Below are 20,854 nucleotides of genomic sequence, written 5' to 3'. Positions count from 1 at the left end.
GAAGCAGGCCTGCCAGACAGGCTTGCCAGACAAGGGGGATTTGCTCATGAAAATGATTATCGCTATCGTGCAGTCAGAAGACGCCAGCCGCCTGCAGGCGGCATTTGTCGATCACAACATTAGGGCGACCAAGCTGTCATCAACGGGCGGCTTTTTGCGGGAAGGCAACACCACTTTCCTGGTCGGAATTGCCGACGACAAGGTTGAAGAAGTCCTAAGCGTGATCAAGAAGCATTCTGAGCAGCGCGAGGAATTGATTACGCCGGGCCTGCACCCGGGAATCTCCTTTGAGCAGCAGATCGAGCCGGTCAACATTACTGTGGGCGGGGCCACGGTCTTTGTCCTGCCGGTTGACCGCTTTGAGCAGTTCTGATGATTGACATCAAGAAGGTGGGCCAGGACCAGGCCCAATTGCTTAAGCAGGCCGCTGACAAGGACCAGCTCTCGCATGCTTACCTTTTGGCGGGCAATGACGAGGAACTGGCGGTCAACACGGCCTATTGGCTGATCTGCTACCTGAACTGCACGGGCGTCCAGAAGCCGGATGGAACCTGTGCCAACTGCCGGCGGATCTTGGAAGGCAACCACCCCGACATCCGCTTGGTTGACGTGCCGGACAAGCGGCAGACCATTTCAATTGACCAGGTCCGGGAATTGAAGCAGGAATTGATGAAGCGGCCCGCGGAAGGAACCTACCGCTTTTTCATCATTAACCATGCCCAAGCCCTGACCCTGCCGGCCGCCAACGGTCTGCTCAACCTCCTGGAAGAGCCGATCGCCCCGGTGATTACTTTTCTGGTGGCCAATAACGTCAACCAGATTCTGCCAACGGTCAAGTCAAGAACGCAGATCATCAATTTCAGCCAGGTTCAGGTCAGCGACCGGACCAGCTTCTTGCTGGAGAACGGGCTCAGCCAGGAGGAAATCGACCTGCTGGGCGAGACAGCGGCTTTTGACCGTCAGCTTAAGTCCTTTTACCAAGAGCTGCAGGGGCAGGATTCGCTTTCGCTGATTACGGCCCACCAGCTGGCGGCCAGCATCAAGAAGCAGAAGCAGGCCAGCGGGGTCTTGGAGAAGTACGTCTGGATCATGCTCAAGCGCTGGGCCAACGAGGACTTGGACCAGGCGGCCCTGCGGCCGGTCGCGGCCAGCCTGTTGACCGACTTGATGAAAATCGACCAGATGCGGCAGAGCAACGTGAACTTTTTAAGCAGCTTGGACTATTTGGCCTTGCAGCGGCAGAAATGAAGGCAGGTAACGGAATGGATCCATATTCAAAATTGCAGCAGCTTCAGCAGCAGATGGAGCGCATGGTGAAGAGCATCTCTTCCCTGCAGCAGGAAGTGCTGGAGACGCTGAAGGAAAACACGGAATTAAAAGTTGAAAACCAGCTCCTGCGCGAGAAACTGGACAAGATGTCCGTCAACCGTCCGGAGCATGAGGGCAAGACGCCAAGTGGCATTGAAACCTTGAAGCAGATCTACAAGTCGGGCTACCATATCTGCAACATGTACTATGGCACCCACAAGGATCCAAGCGCCGATTGCATGTTTTGCCTGGACATTTTAGATAATTTTGGAAAGAAGACAGGTCACAAATAATGCAAATTCAAAGCAGCTACGGGGATGAACAGGCAGGCAAGCTCTACTTGGTGCCAACGCCAATCGGCAACCTGGAGGACATGACCATTCGGGCCAAGAAGGTCTTGCAGCAAGCTGACTATATCGCCGCCGAAGACACCCGGACCAGTGGGATCATGCTGGACCGGCTGGGCATCCACAACAAGATGGTGGCCTTCCACAAGTTCAACTCCAAGGAAAAGGCGCCAGAGCTCATCAAGTTGATGCGGGAAGGGGCCGTGATTGCCGAAATCAGTGATGCCGGAATGCCGGTCATTTCTGATCCCGGCTTTATTTTGGTCCAGGAATGCATCAAAAACGACATTCCAGTCGTTCCGCTGCCAGGTCCGTCCGCTTTCGCGACGGCCCTGATCGCTTCCGGCTTTGACGCCCAGCCCTTTACCTACTATGGCTTTTTGCCGCGCAAGAGCAGCCAGCAAAAGCCCTATTTTGAGCAGATGAAGCAGGCTATGGCCACCTCAATTTTCTATGAGGCGCCCCACCGCCTGGTCAAGACCTTGGAAACGGCCGCGGCGGTTTTTGGCCCGGACCGGCAGATCGTGTGTGCCCGGGAATTGACCAAGATTCATGAAGAATTCGTCCGCGGGAGGATTCAGGAAGTGCTGGACCACTTCCAGGAAGTCGCTCCCCGGGGTGAATTCGTCGTGCTCGTTGCTCCGGCCACTGAAGCAGTCCAAGCCCTGAGCTGGGATGACCTGGTTAAGCTGGTGCAAGAGCTGACTGAAAAGGGCGTATCCAAGAAGGACGCCATCAAGCAGGTGGCCAAGGAGAACAAGGTTTCCAAAAACGAGCTTTATGACCGCTACCACCAGAAGTAGCACTTTTGGCTTGTGCTAAACTAAAGATTAGATTGCAATCAAGATGAGGCATGCAATGAAGTTTTACAAGGATTACCGGGTGCAGTATGATGACTGCGATGAGACCAAGCGCTTAAAGCTGACGACCATGATCAACATGCTGATGGAGGTTTCCGAAGCCCAGCTGGCCAATACTCTGGGCAGCGCCAAGGCCATGAATGAGCAGGGACGCGGTTGGGTCGTCACCCAGTATGAGTTCCACGTCAAGCGTCTGCCAAAAGCCCTGGAGGCGGTCAAGGCCTGGACAGAGGCGGCTGGCTACAACCGCTTTCTCTGCTACCGGGACTTTGGCATGGAGGACCTTGAAGGCAACGAATTGCTGACGGTCCACAGCCAGTGGGTTCTGTTTGACCTTAAGCTGCGCAAGATGCTGCCGACGGACCCAGACTTGGTCAAGGGGATTGGAGCGCCGAAATTGGCCAAGGTGCCGCGCTTTAAACGCCTGCGGCCACTGGAAGCGTATGACTCCTCCCACGTCTACCGGGTCCGCTATTATGACCTGGACACCAACCACCACATGAACAATGGCCGCTACTTTGACTGGATCGTTGATACCTTGCCGCGGGACTTTTTAAATCAGCACGTGCCCGTGCGGATTGATCTGCGCTTTGACAAGGAAGTGCAGTACGGGGATGAGGCCCAAAGCTGGCTGAAGTTCACGCGGACCAGCCAAGAAGAGTGCCTGTCCCAGCACCTGATCAAGGTAGGCGAAGACGACATGGCCCTTTGTGAGATAGCCTGGCGCAAGTCTTTATGATTTAAAGTTGCTTTTGTGCTTTAATAAGGCTTGATTCTGATTTATCGATAGCCACGGTTTTATTCACGGAGGATTTACAAATTGAAGACTGAATCAAAGACTTTGGGCAAAGTTAAGTTTGGCGCCAAGCTGGAATTGCGCGACGTAATTCTGCTGGGCATGGTGATTGCCATCAAGATCATCCTGGGCAAGTTTACGGTCGGGAGCCAGCTGCTCCAGGTCGGCTTGGGCTTTATCGGCAGCGTCATGCTGGGCTACTTGTTTGGGCCGCTTTGGGGCTTTGCCGGCGGTGCGATCAGCGACCTGGTCAATTCAGCTATTTTTGGCAACATGGGCGGCTTTTTCATCGGCTTTACGCTGACGGCTGCCGTTGGGCCAATGATCTACGGCTTCTTCTTCTACAAGAAGCCTGTTCAGATTTGGCGGGTCATCGCGGCCACTATCGTGGTTGCGATCGTCTGCAACATTGGGATGAACACCTTGTGGCTGCACATCATGTACAACATGCCATTTATGAAGACCTTGGGCGTTAGAATCGTCAAGGAAATGATTGCTCCTTGGATTCAAATGGTCGTGACCTGGTTTGTGCTGCAGGCCCTGTCACGCGTTGACGCCAGATTGAGAAAATAAGTTAGAAATTGGGGATTCCATTTAATGAAGATTTTGAGCATTTCAACGGCCACCAGCGACTTGAGCGTAGCCTTGAATGACGATGAACAGATTATTAGTGAAACGGTCGAGCCAAACAAGCGCAACCACAGCGTTGACCTTGATCCCGACATCGACAGGCTACTGCAAGAGCAGGGCCTGTCCTTGAAAGACATTGACCGCTTCGCCGTTGCCATTGGGCCGGGCTCATACACCGGCCTGCGGGTTGGCTTGACCACGGCCAAGATGTTTGCCAGCATTTTAGGCAAGGATTTGGTGGGAATTTCAACCCTGCAGGCCCTGGCCCAGAACTTTGCCGGCCAGGAGGCTCTGGTCGTGCCCGCGCTTGACGCCCGCAACCAGAACTTTTTCGCTGGCGCCTACCGTCAGGCTGAAGCAGTCATTCCAGACGGCCACTATGCTTTAAGCGAGCTTTTGGACCAGCTCAAGGACCAGGGGGACAAGAAGTTTATCTTCCTGGGCAGCAACTTCAGCAAGTACATGGAAATGATCAAAGACCAGCTGGCTGACCGCGAGCTGATTTTTGCCAGCGGAGACGAGAACCTGCTGCACGCCGGCCAGGTTGGCCGCCTCGCGGCCAAAGCCGCGCCAATCGATCCTGACCAGGCCGTCCCGAACTACCTGCGCCGGACCCAGGCTGAATATGACTGGCACAAGAAGACCGGCCAAGCTTTCGCGCCTGACAGCGAATACGTCGAAGAAGTATAGACAGCTGATCCAAATGGGATTGTTTATGTCGCACGTCGCGCCATTTAAGCCGCGCCAGGTCATTATCAGGGGCCAGGCCTACCAGATCAGGCAGGCTGAGGCCAATCGCCGCCAGATCAGCCAGCTCCTGTACCTGGAAGCTGAAGACTATGATGGAGCGACCCCTTGGGATGGGGAGGCTTTTAAAAGAGAATTGACCAAGCCAAACTGCCTGTATCTGGCCTGCTATGCCGGCGACCAGCTGGCCGCTGCCATTGGCATGCGCTTTGGCTATGTTCAGGCCCACATTACCTTTGTTGCCGTCGCTCCGGCCAGGCAAGGACAGGGGGTAGCCGGCTGCCTGCTCCGCTTGATGATCGACCTGGCCAAAGCCGCCGGCTACAAGCGCCTGACTTTGGAGGTCGCGGTTGACAACCAGCGGGCAATTGCCGTCTACCGGCATTTGGGCTTTGAGGAGAATTTTAAGCGCGAAGGCTACTATACCCATCCTGACGGGTCAACGATGGACGCCTTGGAAATGATCATGTACTTAGGAAGAAAGAAGCAATGAATTTGAACGAGAAGAAAGACATTCGCATCTTGGCTTTTGAAAGCTCCTGCGATGAAACCTCAACCTCAGTCGTCAAGAACGGCTCAGAGATCGAGAGCCTGGTCGTGGCCACCCAAATCAAGAGCCATGCCCGCTTTGGCGGAGTGGTTCCGGAAGTGGCCAGCCGCCACCACATTGAAGTAATTACCCAGATTACCCGGGAAGCTTTGGCTGAAGCCGGCTGCACTTGGCAAGACATTGACGCGATCGCCGTCACTTACGGGCCAGGATTGGTTGGGGCCTTGCTGATCGGGATCAACGCCGCTAAGGCCGCTTCAATGGCAACAGGCATTCCGCTGATCGCCGTGGACCACATCATGGGCCACATTTCGGCCGGCCAGCTGGCAGACACGATCGCATACCCAGCCTTGGCCCTGCAGGTTTCCGGCGGGCATACTGAAATCGTCTTGCTGAAGGATCCAACCCACTTTGAAATTGTGGGCGATACCCGTGATGACGCGGCTGGGGAAGCCTATGACAAGATCGGCCGGGTTCTGGGCGTCAACTACCCAGCCGGCAAGACCATTGACCAGTGGGCTCACCAGGGCAAGGATACTTTCAATTTCCCGAGAGCCATGATTGACGAAGACAACTACGACTTCTCCTTCTCTGGCCTGAAGAGTGCCTTCATCAACACCTGCCACCATGCTGACCAGCTTGGCCAGAAGCTGGACAAGTATGATCTGGCGGCCAGCTTCCAGGCCGCGGTCGTTGACGTCCTGGCGGCCAAGACCATCCGGGCGATCAAGCAGTACCAGCCAAAGACCTTTATCATGGGCGGCGGGGTAGCCGCCAACTTGGGTCTGCGCGAGCGGATGGAAGAGGAGATCAAGAACTTGGCCCAGCCGCCGAAGGTCGTCCTGCCGCCGCTTAAATTGTGCGGCGACAACGCGGCGATGATTGGGGCAGCGGCCTACAACCTGTACAAGGAAGGCAAGTTTGCTGGTCTGGACCTGGATGCCGATCCTTCATTGGAACTCCCATACGCGGCAGACTATCAGTAAGAATGCCAAAAAAATAATTGAACGCTACAGAAAACAACTAAAAACAATTCAGAATTATTTGCCAATAAGCAAACGAAAGGGCATCCCTTCACTGGGGATGCCCTTTTGCCGTTAATCGATTGTTGATGTTGATATTTTGCGGATTTGGATCTGTTAAAAACAAATCCTGTTTATTGTAAGCCAAAAGAACAATTTAATCAAAATCTTCCAGCTTCAGGGAATTTTCTTCCCATTGGGCGCTGACCTTTTCCAATTCCTCCTGGACCGCGGTCAGGTCTTCCTGCAGGGGACCAAGCTTGGAGAAGTCGGCAGCGATGGCTGGATCAGCCATCTGCTGCTGGATGTCGGCTTCCTTGGCTTCCAATTCGGCTAATTGCTGTTCAGCCTGGTCGACCAGGCGCTGGAGCTTCCGCTTTTCTGAATCCCGCTTCTTCTGCTCCTGGTAGGAGAGCTTGCTGTCGCTGGTCTTGACCAGCTGGGGAGCTGCTGGCGCCTTTTCTGCTTCGGCTTGGGCCTGCTTGGCCTTCTCATCCAGATAGTAGGAGTAGTTGCCCTCATAGATCTTGGCGTGGCCGTCCCGGACAGCAACGATCTTGTTGGCCAGCTGGTTGATGAAGTAGCGGTCGTGGGAGACGAAGAGGAGGGTGCCGTCATAGCTGGCCAGCGCCTTCTCCAGGACTTCCTTGGCTTCGATGTCCAAGTGGTTGGTTGGCTCGTCCATCAAAAGGAAGTTGTCGTGCTCCATTGACAGAACGGTCAAAGTCAGCCGGGCTCTTTGCCCGCCGGAAAGCTGGCTGACCTTCTTGTCGATGTCCTTGGCCGTGAACAGGAAGGAGGCCAGAATGGAGCGGATGTCTTTTTCATCCATGTCTCGGTGCTTGTCCCAGATGGTGTCGATGACCGTCTTGGAGTAGTCCAGTCCCTGCAGTTCCTGGTCATAGTAGCCAATGTCCAGGCTGGCCCCGTACTTGATGGAGCCGCCTTTTGGCTCTAGCTGCTTGACGACCGTCTTCAGCAGGGTGGACTTGCCGATCCCGTTGGGGCCAATCACCGCGACCCGGTCGCCCTTGTTGATCTGGAAGTCGATGTCGCGTAGCATCACCTTGTCAGGGTAGCCGATGGTCAGGTCCTTGAGAATCAAGACTTCCTTGCCGGATGGTCTGGCGCTCTTGAAGCTGATCCGGACCTTGCCGGAATGCTTAGGCGGGTCAATCAGGTCCATCTTCTCCAGGGCCTTGCGGCGGCTTTGGGCCTGCTTGGTCGTGGAGGCTCTGACGATGTTCTTTTGGATGAACTCTTCCTGGCGCTTGATTTCCTCCTGCTGCTTCTCAAAGGCAGCTTCCTGCTGCTGGTCGCGCAGCTCGCGCTGGGCCAGGTATTGGCTGTAGTTGCCCTTGAAAATGGTCAAAGCCCCGTGGTTCAGCTCAAAGATCTGCGTGGCCAGGTGGTCCAGGAAGTACTGGTCGTGGGAGACCGTGACGATGGCGCCAGGGTAGTTCTTCAAGAAGGCTTCCAGCCAGTCCAGGGTGTCCAGGTCCAGGTAGTTGGTCGGTTCGTCCAAAAGCAGCAAAGGCGGCTTCTTAAGCAGGAGCTTGACGAAGCTCAAGCGGGTCTTCTCCCCGCCAGACAGGCTGGCAATCTGCTTTTGCCAAGCAGCCTGCGGAAAGTTGAAGCCGTTGAGCATGGACTTCATTTCGGCCTGGTAGGTATAGCCGCCGGCCTGTTCAAAACTGAACTGGGCCTGGTCAAGCTTCTTGAGCAGGTCCTGGTCTTCTGGATGGTCAGCGACCGCGTACTGCAGCTGCTCCAGCTGCTTGCCTTGGTCAATCAGGGGCTGGAAGACCGTAATCATTTCATCCCAGATGGACTTTGACTCGTCAAAGTCGTGCTCCTGGGCAATATAGCCCAGCTCAATCCCCTTGTTGACCGTAAATTCGCCGTGGGTCGCTTCCTGCTTGCCGGTCATGATTTTCAACAGGGTGGTCTTGCCGACCCCGTTGGGGCCAACCAGGCCGATCCGGGCGTTGTTTTCAATTGTAAAGTTTACGTTGCTGAATAATGGAGTCGCGCCAAAGCGCTGCTCCAAGTCATGTCCTTGTGCAATTATCATATCTTTTTTCACCTTGTCACATTCTATCATACAGTAGGATTATAAAGGAAAAAGATTGAATTTTATTTTGTGAAAAAGGTCCTATTTTTTGTGTAAAAGCAAATATTGTGAAATTGCATCTTGTCAACTGACGGGAAAAACTATTATTATAATAAGTGATTGATTAGAGATTCACATTCACAAGACAAATGAAATGGGAGGCTTTTTATGAGCAAAATTAAGATTCCCAAGGCTACGGCAAAACGCTTGCCGCTCTACTACCGCTACTTGCTGCTCTTAAATGATGAAGGCAAAGACAAGGTTTCCTCAACTGAACTGGCGGAAGCAGTGCAGGTAGACAGCGCCTCCATCCGGCGCGACTTTTCCTACTTTGGGGCCTTGGGCAAGCGGGGCTATGGCTATGACGTCAAGAACCTGCTGAGCTTTTTCAAGAAGATTCTGAACCAGGACACCTTGACCAACGTGGCCCTGGTCGGGGTCGGCAACCTGGGCCATGCCCTGTTGAACTACAACTTCAAGCGCAGCAACAATATCAGAATTTCCTGCGCCTTCGACATCAACCCCGAGATTACCGGCAAGATCATGCAGGGCGTGCCGGTCTACTCCATGGAGGAAATGAAGAAGCAAATTGCTGACCAGCAGATCCGCATCGCGATCCTGACCGTTCCCCAGTCCACGGCCCAAAAGACGGCGGATGAAATGATTGAAGCCGGCATCAAGGGGATCATGAACTTTACCCCGATCCGTTTGTCTGCGCCAAGCGGCGTGCGGATCCAGAACGTGGACCTGGCTACGGAGCTGCAGACTTTGATCTACTTCCTTGATTCCGACCAGCTGGCCGAAAAACAGGCTGAAAATGAGCAAAATAAATAGACAAATGGCACTTTTTAGCACTCGAAGCTAAAAAGTGCTATTTTTTTCTTGCATTCTTTGCAAAAAGGGCTTATTATCATACTTGTAAGTTAGCACTTGGAAAACACGAGTGCTAAACACTTTGATTAAGACTATTATTTCAGGAGGGACAAACGTGTTACAACCAATTGGAGATCGCGTGATCGTTGAAGTTAAGAAAGAAGAAGAACAAACCGTTGGTGGCATCGTACTTGCTTCCAACGCTAAGGAAAAGCCAACCCAAGGCAAGGTTGTTGCCGTAGGTGCTGGCGCTTATGCTGAAAACGGCAGCAAGCTTCCTATGACCGTCCAAGAGGGCGATGAAGTCGTATACGACAAGTATTCTGGCACCAAGGTTAAGTATGAAGGCCAAGAATACTTGGTATTGCACGAAAAAGACATTTTGGCAATCGTTAAATAATTTAAGGAGTGCAGATAAAAGATGGCAAAAGACATTAAGTTTTCAGAAGACGCAAGACGTTCACTTTTAAACGGGGTTGACAAGCTGGCCAACACGGTTAAGACCACTTTGGGGCCTAAGGGCAGAAACGTAGTTTTGGAACAAAGCTATGGCAATCCAACCATCACCAATGACGGCGTAACCATCGCCAAGGCCATTGAATTGAAAGACCACTACGAAAATATGGGGGCCAAGCTGGTTGCGGAAGCTGCTTCAAAGACCAACGACATCGCCGGTGACGGTACGACGACGGCTACGGTTTTGACCCAAGCAATCGTTCAAGAAGGCATGAAGAACGTCGTTGCCGGGGCTAACCCAGTTGGCATCCGCCGCGGGATTGAAAAGGCCACCAAGGCTGCCGTAGACGAATTGCACAAGAACAGCCACGAAGTTTCCAGCCGGGACCAAATTGCCCAAGTTGCTTCTATTTCAAGTGCTTCAAGCGAAGTCGGCAACCTGATCGCTGACGCCATGGAAAAGGTCGGCAACGACGGCGTCATCACCATCGAAGACTCCCGCGGGATTGAAACTGAATTGAGCGTCGTTGAAGGGATGCAATTCGACCGCGGCTACCTGTCACAATACATGGTAACTGACAACGACAAGATGGAAGCCGACTTGGAAAATCCATACATCTTGATCACTGACAAGAAGATCTCCAATGTCCAAGACATTCTGCCATTGCTGCAAGGCATCGTTCAACAAGGCCGTGCCCTCTTGATCATTGCTGACGACGTAACTGGCGAAGCTTTGCCAACCTTGGTCTTGAACAAGATCCGCGGGACCTTCAACGTCGTTGCCGTTAAGGCTCCTGGCTTTGGTGACCGCCGCAAGGAACAACTGGCTGACATCGCTGCCTTGACTGGCGGTACGGTCATCTCAGACGACCTTGGCCTGGAACTCAAGGACACCAAGCTTGAACAATTGGGTCAAGCCCGCCGCGTAACGGTTACCAAGGACTCAACCACGATCGTTGACGGCTCAGGCTCAAAGGAAGCCATCCAAGAACGCGTTGACACTATTAGAAAGCAAATCGAAGTTACTACTTCCGACTTCGACAAGAAGAAGCTGCAAGAACGCTTGGCTAAATTGGTCGGCGGCGTGGCAGTCATTCACGTTGGTGCCGCAACTGAAACTGAATTGAAGGAACGCCGCTACCGGGTTGAAGACGCCTTGAACGCTACCCGCGCGGCCGTTGACGAAGGCTACGTAGCCGGTGGTGGTACTGCTTTGGTCAACGTTGAAAAGGCCGTAAGCGAAGTCAAGGGTGAGACCCCAGACGAACAAACCGGGATCAACATCGTTTTGAAGGCTTTGACCGCTCCTGTTCGTCAAATTGCCCAAAACGCCGGCAAGGACGGCTCAGTCGTCGTTGAACACCTGCGTCACGTTGATCCAGAAGTCGGCTACAACGCTGCAAATGACGAATACGTCAACATGATTGACGAAGGGATCATCGACCCAACCAAGGTTACCCGTTCAGCTTTGCAAAACGCTGCTTCAATTGCCAGCCTGCTTTTGACCACTGAAGCTGTCGTGGCTGAAATCCCGGAAGACAAGCCAGAAGCTCCTGCCGCTGGCGCTCAACCAGGAATGATGTAAACTGACTGAAAAGACAACAAGACAAAGAATTACTGCAAGAAGAGCTTAGCCCTGGGCTAGGCTCTTTTTGTCGTTTTTGGATTTGCTGCTGGCGGGATAAACGTTTGTTTGGAAAAATAATGTATAATAGAAGGCAACTGAATTACGTGAGGGAGATCTTTAATGCCAAAGAAAGCCACGACTCCAATGATGGAGCAATACTACAAAATCAAGGAACAGTACCCGGATGCCTTTCTCTTCTACCGGGTCGGGGACTTTTACGAATTGTATGAAGACGACGCGGTCAAGGGCTCGCAGATTCTGGAGCTGACCCTGACCCACCGGTCCAATAAGTCAGCCAATCCGATCCCAATGGCTGGGGTGCCGCACATGGCCGTTGACTCCTACGTCAACACCCTGGTCGAAAAGGGCTACAAGGTGGCGATCTGTGAGCAGCTGGAAGATCCCAAGAAGGCCCAGGGAATGGTCAAGCGGGGGATTATCCAGCTGGTCACGCCCGGGACGCGCATGGCTTCAGGCCCGGAAGATGGGGCAGAAGCCAACTACTTGACCAGCGTCATCGCCAAGAAGAGCGGCTATGGCCTGGCTTACAGCGACTTGTCTACGGGGGAGATTTTTGCCACCCACGTCAAGCGGTTCGCTGAGGTTTTCAATGAGCTCCTGTCCTTAAGAACCAGGGAAGTGGTTTTTGACGGGCAGATGAAGCAGGATGAGCGCGAAAGCCTGCAAAAGTCCAACATTACCATCTCCGTGCCGGCAGAGCTTGCTGGGGAGCATGCTGAAATTTCTTATGCTGAGCAGAACCTGACCGACTCCCTGGAAAGAGCCGCGACCAGGCAGCTGGTGGTCTACCTTTTGGCAACCCAGAAGCGGAGCCTGGCCCACCTGCAGGCAGCTGAAAGCTTTGAAGTCGGCCAGTACCTGCAGATGTCCAATACCGTCCAGCGGAATCTGGAATTGACCCGGTCAGCCACGACCGGCAAAAAGCAGGGCTCCTTGTTCTGGGTCCTGGACAAGACCAGCACCGCCATGGGCGGCCGCCTGCTTAAGCAGTGGCTGAGCCGGCCGCTCTTGAGCCAGGAGAAGATCAAGCGCCGGCAAGACTTGGTCCAGGCCCTGCTGGATGAATACTTCAGCCGGGAAAATATCGTCGATGCCTTGAAGGGCGTCTATGACCTGGAGCGGCTCAGCGGGCGGATTGCTTTTGGCAGCGTCAACCCGCGCGAACTGCTGCAGCTGTCCCGGACCTTAAATGCCGTCCCGGCCATTCTCCAGGCCTTGAGCGAGTCAGGCAATGAGGTCTTGGCCAGCTATGGACAGGCAATCGATCCTTTGGGCGAAATCGCGGAGACCATCCAGAATACGATCGTCGATGACCCGCCGGTTTCCAGCACTGATGGCGGCATTATCAAGGCCGGCGTCAGCGAGGAGCTGGACAAGTACCGTGAGGTCATGAACGGCGGCAAGCAGTGGCTGGCCCAAGAAGAGCTGGCTGAGCGGCAGCGGACCGGGATCGACAACCTGAAGATCGGCTACAACCGGGTCTTTGGCTACTTCATCCAAGTCTCCAAGGGCAACGTCTCCAAGGTGCCGCAAGACCGCTACACGAGAAAGCAGACCCTGACCAACGCCGAGCGCTACATCACGCCGGAATTGAAGGAGCATGAAAGCCTGATCCTGGAAGCGGAAAGCCGGTCAACGGACTTGGAGCATGAATTGTTCGTTCAGCTGCGCGACGCGATCAAGCAGCATATTCCACAGCTGCAGACCCTGGGCCGCCAGCTGGCTGCTTTGGACGTCTGCGTGGCTTTTGCCAAGGTAGCGGAAGAGAAGAACTACTGCCGGCCAGTCTTCGTGGACCGGCAGGACCTTGAAGTCAAGAATGGCCGCCACCCGGTCGTTGAAAACGTTCTGGGCGCCGGCAACTATATCCCCAACGACCTGGAGATGGATGAGGATACCAGCATCTACTTGATTACCGGCCCGAACATGTCCGGCAAGAGCACCTACATGCGCCAAGCCGCTTTGATTGCCATCATGGCCCAAGTCGGCTCCTTCGTGCCGGCTGATTCGGCCCAATTGCCGATTTTTGACCAGATCTTTACCAGAATTGGTGCCGCTGACGACCTGTATTCCGGCAAGAGCACCTTTATGGTTGAAATGAGCGAGGCCAATGAGGCCTTGCAGCGCGCGACGCCAAGGTCCTTGATCCTGTTTGACGAAATTGGCCGCGGGACCGCCACTTATGACGGGATGGCCCTGGCCGGCGCGATCATCAAGTACCTGCATGACAAGGTTGGGGCCAAGACCCTGTTTGCCACCCACTACCACGAGCTGACCGACCTGGACCAGACTTTGCCGCACTTGAAGAACATTCATGTTGGAGCCACGGAAGAAAATGGCAAGCTGATCTTCCTGCACAAGATCCTGCCCGGTCCGGCCGACCAGTCTTACGGGATTCACGTGGCCAAGCTGGCTGGTCTGCCCAAGAAGGTGCTGCGGGACGCCTCCACCATGCTTAAACGCCTGGAGGCCCAAGGAGCAGGGGAGATCAATGAGCCGGTGGCTGAGCAGCTGAGCCTGTTTGCCCCAGCTCCAGAGGTCAGCGAGCCGGATCCACTGACGGAAAGCCGCCAGGATCTGCTGGATGAGATCAGCCAGGTGGACTTGAATGAACAGACCCCGCTGGAAGTCATGCAGCTGGTGGCTGACTGGCAGAAGAAATTAAAGGATGAGGGCTGAGCAGACTATGGCCAAGATTCATGAACTATCAGAAAACCTGACCAACCAAATTGCGGCCGGCGAAGTCATCGAGCGGCCGGCCAGCGTGGTCAAGGAGCTGGTGGAAAACGCCATCGATGCCCAAGCCACGCGGATCCGAGTGGAAGTCAAGAAGTCCGGGCTATTGGAAGTCGCCGTCCAGGACAATGGGACGGGGATCGCGCCTGACCAGATTGACCTGGCTTTTATGCGCCACGCCACCAGCAAGATTGCCAATGAGCATGACCTGTTCAATATCGCGACCTTGGGCTTTAGAGGCGAAGCCCTGGCCTCAATTGCCGCCGTTGCCCACGTGGAGATTCTGACGTCAACGGACGGGCAATTGGGTACCAGAGCCGGCTTTGCCGGCGGGGCCAAGACTTTCCAAGAAGACGCGGGCAGCGCCAAGGGGACCAAGATCACGGTCCGCGACCTGTTTTACAATACGCCGGCCAGATTGAAGTACTTGAAGAGCCCCAGAACGGAGCTCATGAAGATTGTCGACATCGTCAACCGGATCGCCTTGGGCCACCCTGAAATCAGCCTGACTTTGACCAGCGAAGGCAAGGTGCTTTTGCGCACTTCCGGCAACGGCAACCTCCAGCAGGATGTGGCCAACATCTACGGGCGCAAAGTTGCTGAGCAGATGGTCAAGATTGAAAGCGAAGACCCCGACTTCACGGTTTACGGCCTGGTTTCCAAGCCGGAATTGTCCAGATCCAGCCGGAACTTTATCTCCATTCTGTTGAATGGCCGCTACATTAAGAACTATGCCCTGGCCTCAGCCCTGCTGGACGGCTACGGGACCAAGCTTTCCGGCAAGAAGTACCCGATCGCGGTCGTCGCGATTGAGGCCGATCCGCTCTTGGTCGACGTCAACGTCCACCCGACCAAGGAAGAGGTCCGCTTGTCCAAGGAAAAGGAACTCAGCCGCCTGCTGACGAGCGCGGTGACTGACGCCTTGCTGGCAGGGGAGGAGGATCCCCTTTTCCGCCTGACTCCGTACAAAAATTCCACCCAGCAAGAGCAGCTGGAATTCAACCTGAACCAAAAGGTAGTCGATACCCGGCGGCCGGACACCTTTTCCTTGCAGGATGACCTGGCAGTCAGCGAGCCGGCTAAAGTGCCAGCGCCGGAGAAAAAAGCGCCCAAGGCGGGAAAAGCCGAATACGTTGATTTAAACCAGGTCAGAGAAGACGACCAGTATGTCCTGACCAAGACCTGGGACGCCAACGTGTTGGCCCAGCAGCAGCTTAAGCCTTTTGAAGAGGCCGTCAGCGGAGAAGCAGTCATCGCTCCCGTGGACAAGGTTCTGGCCAACAATATGCCGGCCTTGACGCTGCTGGGGCAGATCAATGGCTGTCTAGTGGCCGCCCATGAAGGCGACTTGTATCTGGTTGACCAGCTGGCTGCCCGCCGGCGCTTGGATTATGACGAGATCATGGACAGCCTGACCCAGGAGACCAACTACCAGCAAGGGCTGCTGGAGCCCCTGGTCTTTGATTTTGGCAGCCTGGACTACGAGCGCCTGCTGGATGCCTTGCCGCTGCTGGACAAGATCGGCCTGCACCTGGAAGACTTCGGGCAAAATTCCCTGGTCATGCGGACTTATCCAACCTGGCTGACTGGCGATCTGGAAAGCGAAGTCCGCGGCTTGCTGGACATCTTCTTGAATGGCCGGCAGATGACCGGGGAGAAGCTGCTGAAGGCGATTGCCGCCCAGGCAGCTGAAATCAACGCGGGCCGGCGGGTCAATTTGACCAATGCCGAGGCCAGTCAGCTGCTCGCTGCCTTGCGCAAGGCCTCAAATCCTTACCAGGACGCCAGCGGCAGAACCGCGGTCGTGCGCCTGAGTGCCAATGACCTGCGCAAGCTGTTCAACAAGTAAAGCAGAGACAAAGCAGATTAAAGACTGAGGATAAAAGCAGATGTATGAATATTTTGATGGAGTCGTGACCCTGATCACGCCTGGCTATATCGTCCTGGAAGCGGGCGGAATTGGCTATAAGATCTACAGTCCCGTTCCTTACGCTTACCATGAAGGCGACAAGGCCCGGGTATGGGTCGAGCAGGTCGTCCGCGACACCGGCATTACCCTGTATGGCTTTCGCAGCCAGCAGGACAAGGGCTTGTTTATGAAGCTCAACCAGGTTTCCGGCATTGGGCCCAAGTCGGCTTTGGCCATTATGGCGGCCCAAGACAACGGCGCCTTGGCATCAGCGATTGAGAACGGGGAAGTCAAGTATCTGACCCGCTTCCCGGGCATTGGCAAGAAGACGGCCTCCCAAATCGTCCTGGATTTAAAGGGCAAGATGGGGGCATACGTTGGCGAGAACCTCTTCAATGAATATGAAGACCAGCCAAAAGCAGCCGAAGCGGTCACGCCCGAGCTGCACGATGCCTTGCTGGCCTTGGCGGCTTTGGGCTACACCCAAAAAGAGCTTGATCGGATCACGCCTAAATTGGCCAAGCTGACTGGTCTGTCGGCTGACGACTACACCAGAAAGGGTCTGGCCCTGCTTTTGAAGAAAGCCTAGCTGGCAATTAGCGCAGCAGGAAAAGGAGAGATTGAATGACGGATGAACACATCACTTCCCAGGAGACCGTGGGTCCAGGGGAAGAAGCGATGGAATTGTCCTTGAGACCCCAATACCTGTCCCAGTACATTGGGCAGACCCGGGTCAAAAAAGACATGGAGATCTATATCAAGGCCGCCAAGCAGCGCGACGAGGCCCTGGACCATGTCCTGCTTTACGGCCCGCCTGGCTTGGGGAAGACGACCATGGCGTTTGTCATCGCCAATGAACTGGGCGTCAAGCTCAAGAGCACCAGCGGTCCGGCCATTGAAAGAGCCGGGGACCTGGTGGCCCTCTTGTCAGACCTGGATCCCGGGGATGTCCTGTTTATCGACGAAATCCACCGCCTGGCCAAGCCGGTGGAAGAGGTCCTTTATTCCGCGATGGAAGACTACTATGTCGATATCGTGGTTGGGGAGGGGCAGACGACGCACGCGGTGCACCTGCCTTTGCCGCCTTTCACCTTGATCGGGGCCACGACTTTGGCCGGCCAGCTGTCCGCACCTTTGCGCGACCGCTTTGGGATCGTGGAGCACATGCAGTATTATGAGGTCAAGGATCTGGAGGATATCGTCCTGCGCTCAAGCGCGGTCTTCCACACCAAGATCTCGCCAGAAGCCGCCCATGAACTGGCCCGCCGGTCCCGGGGAACGCCCCGGGTGGCCAACCGCCTGCTCAAGCGGGTCCGCGACTTTGCCGAGGTCAAGGGCGAAAGCGAGATCTCCCTGGCAACCACGGCCCAGGCCCTGCACCAGCTGCAAGTGGACAGCGCCGGGTTGGACCAGACTGACCGCAAGCTCTTGCTGACCATGATCATGAGCTATGGCGGCGGCCCGGTCGGCATCAGGACCCTGGCTTCCAATATTGGGGAAGACCGGGAAACGATTGAGTCTTTGTATGAGCCATATCTGCTGCAAAAAGGCTTCATCGTCATGACGCCCCGGGGACGCGTGGTGACCGGCAAGGCCTACCGGCAGCTCAATCTGCCGCTTCCTGGCGAAGAATAGGCGTAAATACTGCAAAAAAATTAGCGATACAGTATAATTGATGTTATCGTTCAAAAAACAAAGATTTATTTATGAGGTGGACTATATTGAATACTTTCGCATTAGCTGCGCAAGCTGGCAACGGTGCTGGCAGCCAGTTGTTCATGATCATTATTTTGGTGGTTTTGTTCGGTTTTACCTACTTCACCATGATTAAGCCGCAAAAGAAGCAGCAGCAAGAACGTCAGGAAATGATGAACAAGCTGCAAAAGGGCGACCAGGTCGAAATGGTTGACGGCCTGCACGGCAAGATCGACTCGATCAACGATGAAGACAAGACGGTCGTTTTGGACGCGGATGGGATCTACTTGACCTTCTCCCGCCTGGCAGTCAGAACCGTCTTGAAGAAGGCTTCAGCTGAAGACGCCAAGCCAGCAGCCGAAAAGCCTGCAGAGGCAGACGGCCAAGAAGCTGACTCAACTGACGAAAAGTAAACAAGCAATTTTAAAAACAAAACGTTTTTTCGCAACGTTTTGTTTTTTTTCGTGTCTGGAACTTGCTAAAATAAAAGCAGTTGAAACAATAGTTATTCTAAGGGAGACAAAATGAACAATATTCCAACAGTGATGATTATTTTTGGCGGCAGCGGGGATCTGGCCCACCGGAAGATCTATCCCGCCTTGTTTAACCTTTACCGCAGCGGCTTGATTCACGACAATTTTGCCGTGATCGGAACGGCGCGGCGGCCTTGGTCGCATGAATACCTGCGCGGGCAGGTTGCCGACGCGGTGCATGAGACCTACGGGGAGGTCGATGAAACTGACCTGGAAGCCTTTGCCAGCCACTTCTATTACCAGTCACACGACGTGACCAACGTTGAGCACTACGTGACCTTGAAGAAGCTGGCCCAAGAGCTGGATGAGCGCTACTCCTGCCAAGGCAACCGCATCTTCTACATGGCCATGGCGCCAAGCTTCTTTGGCACGATCGCGGAGCACATTGCCGACCAGAAGCTGACGGGCAGCGGCTTCAACCGCCTGGTGGTTGAAAAGCCATTCGGGACCAGCCTGGAGACGGCGGAAGTCTTGAACAAGCAGATCAACGGCTCCTTTGATGAAGAGCAGGTTTTCCGAATTGACCACTATCTGGGCAAGGAAATGGTGCAGAACATCTTGCCTTTGCGGCTGAGCAATCCAATGATCAAGAGCATCTGGAACAAGGATTGCATCAAGAACATCCAGGTGACCCTGGCTGAGCGCCTTGGCGTTGAAGCACGGGGCGGCTACTACGATGCTTCTGGTGCCATGCGCGACATGGTGCAGAACCACATCTTCCAGATCATTACCCTTTTGGCCATGCCAGAACCAGCCAGCCTGGCTGACACTGACATTCACGCGGCTAAGGAAGCTCTGCTGGATTCTTTGGAAATCCCTGATGAGGCGGAAGTCGCGGCTGGCTTTGTCCGCGGCCAGTACGGCGGCACCGAGACTACTTTTGCCTACACCAGCGAGCCCAACGTTGATCCTGAATCCAAGACTGAGACCTTCGTGGCCGGCCGGGTGAAATTTGACCAGGGGCCACTTGCCGGAGTCCCGATCTACTTCCGGACTGGCAAGGAAATGAAGGAAAAGCGGACCAGAATCGACATCGTCTTGAAGGACATGGCCGGCATTTACGGCGAAACCGGCGAAAACAGCATTACCATTGAGGTCGACCCGGCCAGCGAAATCTACCTCACCATCAACGGCAAGACCATCCAGGGCGGGGGCTTGCGCCGGGAACGCCTGGCCTACAAGTTCAGTCCGGAAGAGCAGGCCCAAGTCCCAGATGGCTATGAGCGCTTGATCCACGACGTTTTCGTCAACGACTCCACCAACTTCACCAAGTGGAAGGAGCTCAAGCGCTACTGGGAATTCGTGGACGCCGTTGAAGACGCTTGGCAGAAGCAGAACGAAAGCGGCCAGAAGCCGCTGACTTATGCCCCGTACAAGATGGGACCAGCTGAATCCAAGCAGATTTTTGCTAATCCAACCGACCGCTGGATCTACTGATTGATGAAAAAATAAATACGAAGAGACGAAATGAAAGATGAAGACCTGCTGCCGCGAAATGACTGTTCGCGGCGGATCATCCACCTGGACATGGATGCCTTCTATGCCTCAGTGGAAATGCGGGATCATCCGGAATTGCGCGGCAAGGCCGTCGTGATTGCCCAAGACCCCCGTCTGCATGGCGGGCACGGGGTGATCGCGACGGCTAATTACCGGGCGCGGAAATACGGGGTTGGCAGCGCCATGCCGGCCATCAAGGCCATCCAGCAGATTCCAAAAGAAGAGCTGGTCTTTGTCGACCCGGATTTTGCCAAGTACCATGCCGTTTCCGACCAAGTCCATGCCATCATGCACGAAGTGACTGACCAGATTGAAACGGTGGCCTTGGATGAAGCATATCTGGACGTGACCCAGAACAAGCTGCAGCGAAGCTCAGTAATTGAATTGGGCTGCTATATGCAGCAGAAAATCTATGCCGAGCTGCAGCTGACATGCTCTTTTGGGGCCAGCTACAACAAGTTTCTGGCCAAGATGGGGTCAGAGTACGCCAAGCCGTTTGGCCGCACCGTGATTCTGCCGCAAGAGGCGCGCGCTTTTTTGGCCAAGCAGGACATCAAGGAGTTTCCGGGCATTGGCAAGAAGACCCAGGCCGCCTTGCGGGACTTAGGCATCAACAACGGTGCTGACCTGCGAGCTTTTGGGACCAGAAAGCTGCTGGAGAAGTTCAAGAAGGCGGGCTACTATATGGCCATGCAGGCCTATGGCATTGACCTCTCGCCGGTCAGAGCCACGCGCCAGCGCAAGTCCTTGGGCAAGGAGCGGACTTTTGAGCCGGAAATCTATGATCCAGTCCAGGCCCAGACCTTGCTGCGCCAGTATTGCGGCGAGATTGCCCAAAGCCTGCAGGCGCGGGGACTAGTGGCGCGGGTTCTGGTCTTAAAATTGCGCGACCGGGACTTCAATACCATTACCAGACGCCAGCGGCTGCCAGCGGCAAGCAACAAGGCGGCGGACTTTTATCCAGTGGCGAAGGAGCTGCTGGACCGGGAGCCGGAGTTTATCGAAAATGGTCTCCGCTTGCTGGGGGTTTCCGGGGGCGACCTGTCTGGGGCGCGGTATGAAGAGATTTCCCTTTTTCCAACTGACGAATGAGAAAAAAGTGGCAGTTTAGCTTTGAAAATAGCGCGAGCCGGC

General features: G+C 54.7%; 20 protein-coding genes. 19 read left to right on the top strand and 1 reads right to left on the bottom strand.

The genetic code is table 11. The annotated features are described in order from the left end of the window. Positions 1-46 precede the first annotated feature (46 nt). The 9 genes from FYJ62_RS04610 to tsaD all read left to right on the top strand — a co-directional run bounded on the left by FYJ62_RS04610 (position 47) and on the right by tsaD (position 6,224). Positions 47-373, top strand: a complete 327-nt coding sequence (locus FYJ62_RS04610) for a cyclic-di-AMP receptor (RefSeq protein ID WP_154548192.1) — start codon at positions 47-49, stop codon at positions 371-373. Then, positions 373-1,248, top strand: a complete 876-nt coding sequence (locus tag FYJ62_RS04605) for a DNA polymerase III subunit delta (protein WP_154548190.1) — start codon at positions 373-375, stop codon at positions 1,246-1,248. The genes FYJ62_RS04610 and FYJ62_RS04605 overlap by 1 nt, the downstream gene beginning before the upstream one ends. Before the next feature lie 14 nt (positions 1,249-1,262). Beyond that, a complete protein-coding gene (gene yabA, locus FYJ62_RS04600; protein WP_154548188.1) occupies positions 1,263-1,601 on the top strand; it encodes a DNA replication initiation control protein YabA in 339 nt (112 codons plus the stop codon). Then, on the top strand, positions 1,601-2,458 hold the full coding sequence (gene rsmI / locus FYJ62_RS04595) for a 16S rRNA (cytidine(1402)-2'-O)-methyltransferase (protein WP_154548186.1): 858 nt from the start codon (positions 1,601-1,603) through the stop codon (positions 2,456-2,458). Before yabA ends, rsmI begins: the two co-directional genes overlap by 1 nt. A gap of 55 nt (positions 2,459-2,513) precedes the next feature. Beyond that, positions 2,514-3,254, top strand: coding sequence for an acyl-[acyl-carrier-protein] thioesterase (locus tag FYJ62_RS04590; RefSeq protein ID WP_154548184.1), 741 nt, complete (start codon positions 2,514-2,516; stop codon positions 3,252-3,254). Positions 3,255-3,335: 81 nt separating this feature from the next. Beyond that, positions 3,336-3,884 carry a folate family ECF transporter S component gene (locus FYJ62_RS04585; protein ID WP_268233449.1) on the top strand — a complete coding sequence of 183 codons (549 nt, stop codon included), beginning with the start codon at positions 3,336-3,338 and terminating at the stop codon, positions 3,882-3,884. Between the two features lie 24 nt (positions 3,885-3,908). Beyond that, a complete protein-coding gene (tsaB, locus tag FYJ62_RS04580; protein ID WP_154548182.1) occupies positions 3,909-4,631 on the top strand; it encodes a tRNA (adenosine(37)-N6)-threonylcarbamoyltransferase complex dimerization subunit type 1 TsaB in 723 nt (240 codons plus the stop codon). A 13-nt stretch (positions 4,632-4,644) separates the two neighbouring features. After that, complete coding sequence (rimI, locus tag FYJ62_RS04575) at positions 4,645-5,181, top strand: ribosomal protein S18-alanine N-acetyltransferase (RefSeq protein ID WP_195837388.1); 537 nt, start codon at positions 4,645-4,647, stop codon at positions 5,179-5,181. Between the two features lie 2 nt (positions 5,182-5,183). Further along, positions 5,184-6,224: a tRNA (adenosine(37)-N6)-threonylcarbamoyltransferase complex transferase subunit TsaD gene (gene tsaD / locus FYJ62_RS04570; RefSeq protein ID WP_154548246.1), complete on the top strand. Its 1,041-nt coding sequence runs from the start codon at positions 5,184-5,186 to the stop codon at positions 6,222-6,224. Positions 6,225-6,417: 193 nt separating this feature from the next. Here the strand turns inward: tsaD and FYJ62_RS04565 are convergent, their stop codons facing one another. After that, positions 6,418-8,334 (bottom strand): ABC-F family ATP-binding cassette domain-containing protein, encoded by a 1,917-nt coding sequence (locus tag FYJ62_RS04565; protein ID WP_154548178.1) that lies wholly within the window; start codon positions 8,332-8,334, stop codon positions 6,418-6,420. 207 nt (positions 8,335-8,541) lie between these two features. Between FYJ62_RS04565 and FYJ62_RS04560 the strand changes: the two genes are divergently transcribed. The 10 genes from FYJ62_RS04560 to dinB all read left to right on the top strand — a co-directional run bounded on the left by FYJ62_RS04560 (position 8,542) and on the right by dinB (position 20,812). Further along, positions 8,542-9,207, top strand: coding sequence for a redox-sensing transcriptional repressor Rex (locus tag FYJ62_RS04560; RefSeq protein WP_154548176.1), 666 nt, complete (start codon positions 8,542-8,544; stop codon positions 9,205-9,207). A 154-nt stretch (positions 9,208-9,361) separates the two neighbouring features. Then, positions 9,362-9,646: a co-chaperone GroES gene (gene groES, locus FYJ62_RS04555; protein WP_206989376.1), complete on the top strand. Its 285-nt coding sequence runs from the start codon at positions 9,362-9,364 to the stop codon at positions 9,644-9,646. A 21-nt stretch (positions 9,647-9,667) separates the two neighbouring features. Further along, the gene (gene groL / locus FYJ62_RS04550) at positions 9,668-11,287 is read left to right on the top strand and encodes a chaperonin GroEL (RefSeq protein ID WP_154548172.1); all 1,620 of its coding nucleotides are present in this window, start codon (positions 9,668-9,670) and stop codon (positions 11,285-11,287) included. Between the two features lie 162 nt (positions 11,288-11,449). Next, positions 11,450-14,029 (top strand): DNA mismatch repair protein MutS, encoded by a 2,580-nt coding sequence (gene mutS / locus FYJ62_RS04545; protein ID WP_154548170.1) that lies wholly within the window; start codon positions 11,450-11,452, stop codon positions 14,027-14,029. A 7-nt stretch (positions 14,030-14,036) separates the two neighbouring features. Continuing rightward, positions 14,037-15,935 carry a DNA mismatch repair endonuclease MutL gene (gene mutL, locus FYJ62_RS04540; protein WP_154548243.1) on the top strand — a complete coding sequence of 633 codons (1,899 nt, stop codon included), beginning with the start codon at positions 14,037-14,039 and terminating at the stop codon, positions 15,933-15,935. A 40-nt stretch (positions 15,936-15,975) separates the two neighbouring features. After that, positions 15,976-16,584, top strand: coding sequence for a Holliday junction branch migration protein RuvA (ruvA, locus tag FYJ62_RS04535; RefSeq protein ID WP_154548168.1), 609 nt, complete (start codon positions 15,976-15,978; stop codon positions 16,582-16,584). Between the two features lie 35 nt (positions 16,585-16,619). Further along, the gene (ruvB, locus tag FYJ62_RS04530; RefSeq protein WP_154548166.1) at positions 16,620-17,630 is read left to right on the top strand and encodes a Holliday junction branch migration DNA helicase RuvB; all 1,011 of its coding nucleotides are present in this window, start codon (positions 16,620-16,622) and stop codon (positions 17,628-17,630) included. Positions 17,631-17,716: 86 nt separating this feature from the next. Continuing rightward, complete coding sequence (gene yajC / locus FYJ62_RS04525) at positions 17,717-18,103, top strand: preprotein translocase subunit YajC (protein WP_154548164.1); 387 nt, start codon at positions 17,717-17,719, stop codon at positions 18,101-18,103. Between the two features lie 111 nt (positions 18,104-18,214). Continuing rightward, entirely contained in the window at positions 18,215-19,660 is a 1,446-nt protein-coding gene (zwf, locus tag FYJ62_RS04520; protein WP_154548162.1) for a glucose-6-phosphate dehydrogenase, read from the top strand. A 30-nt stretch (positions 19,661-19,690) separates the two neighbouring features. Then, positions 19,691-20,812 carry a DNA polymerase IV gene (gene dinB, locus FYJ62_RS04515; RefSeq protein ID WP_154548160.1) on the top strand — a complete coding sequence of 374 codons (1,122 nt, stop codon included), beginning with the start codon at positions 19,691-19,693 and terminating at the stop codon, positions 20,810-20,812. The last annotated feature ends 42 nt before the right edge of the window (positions 20,813-20,854 follow it).

This window comes from Lactobacillus porci, assembly GCF_009695985.1.
GTDB lineage: Bacteria > Bacillota > Bacilli > Lactobacillales > Lactobacillaceae > Lactobacillus > Lactobacillus absianus.
This window is presented reverse-complemented; position numbering and strand designations above follow the sequence as displayed.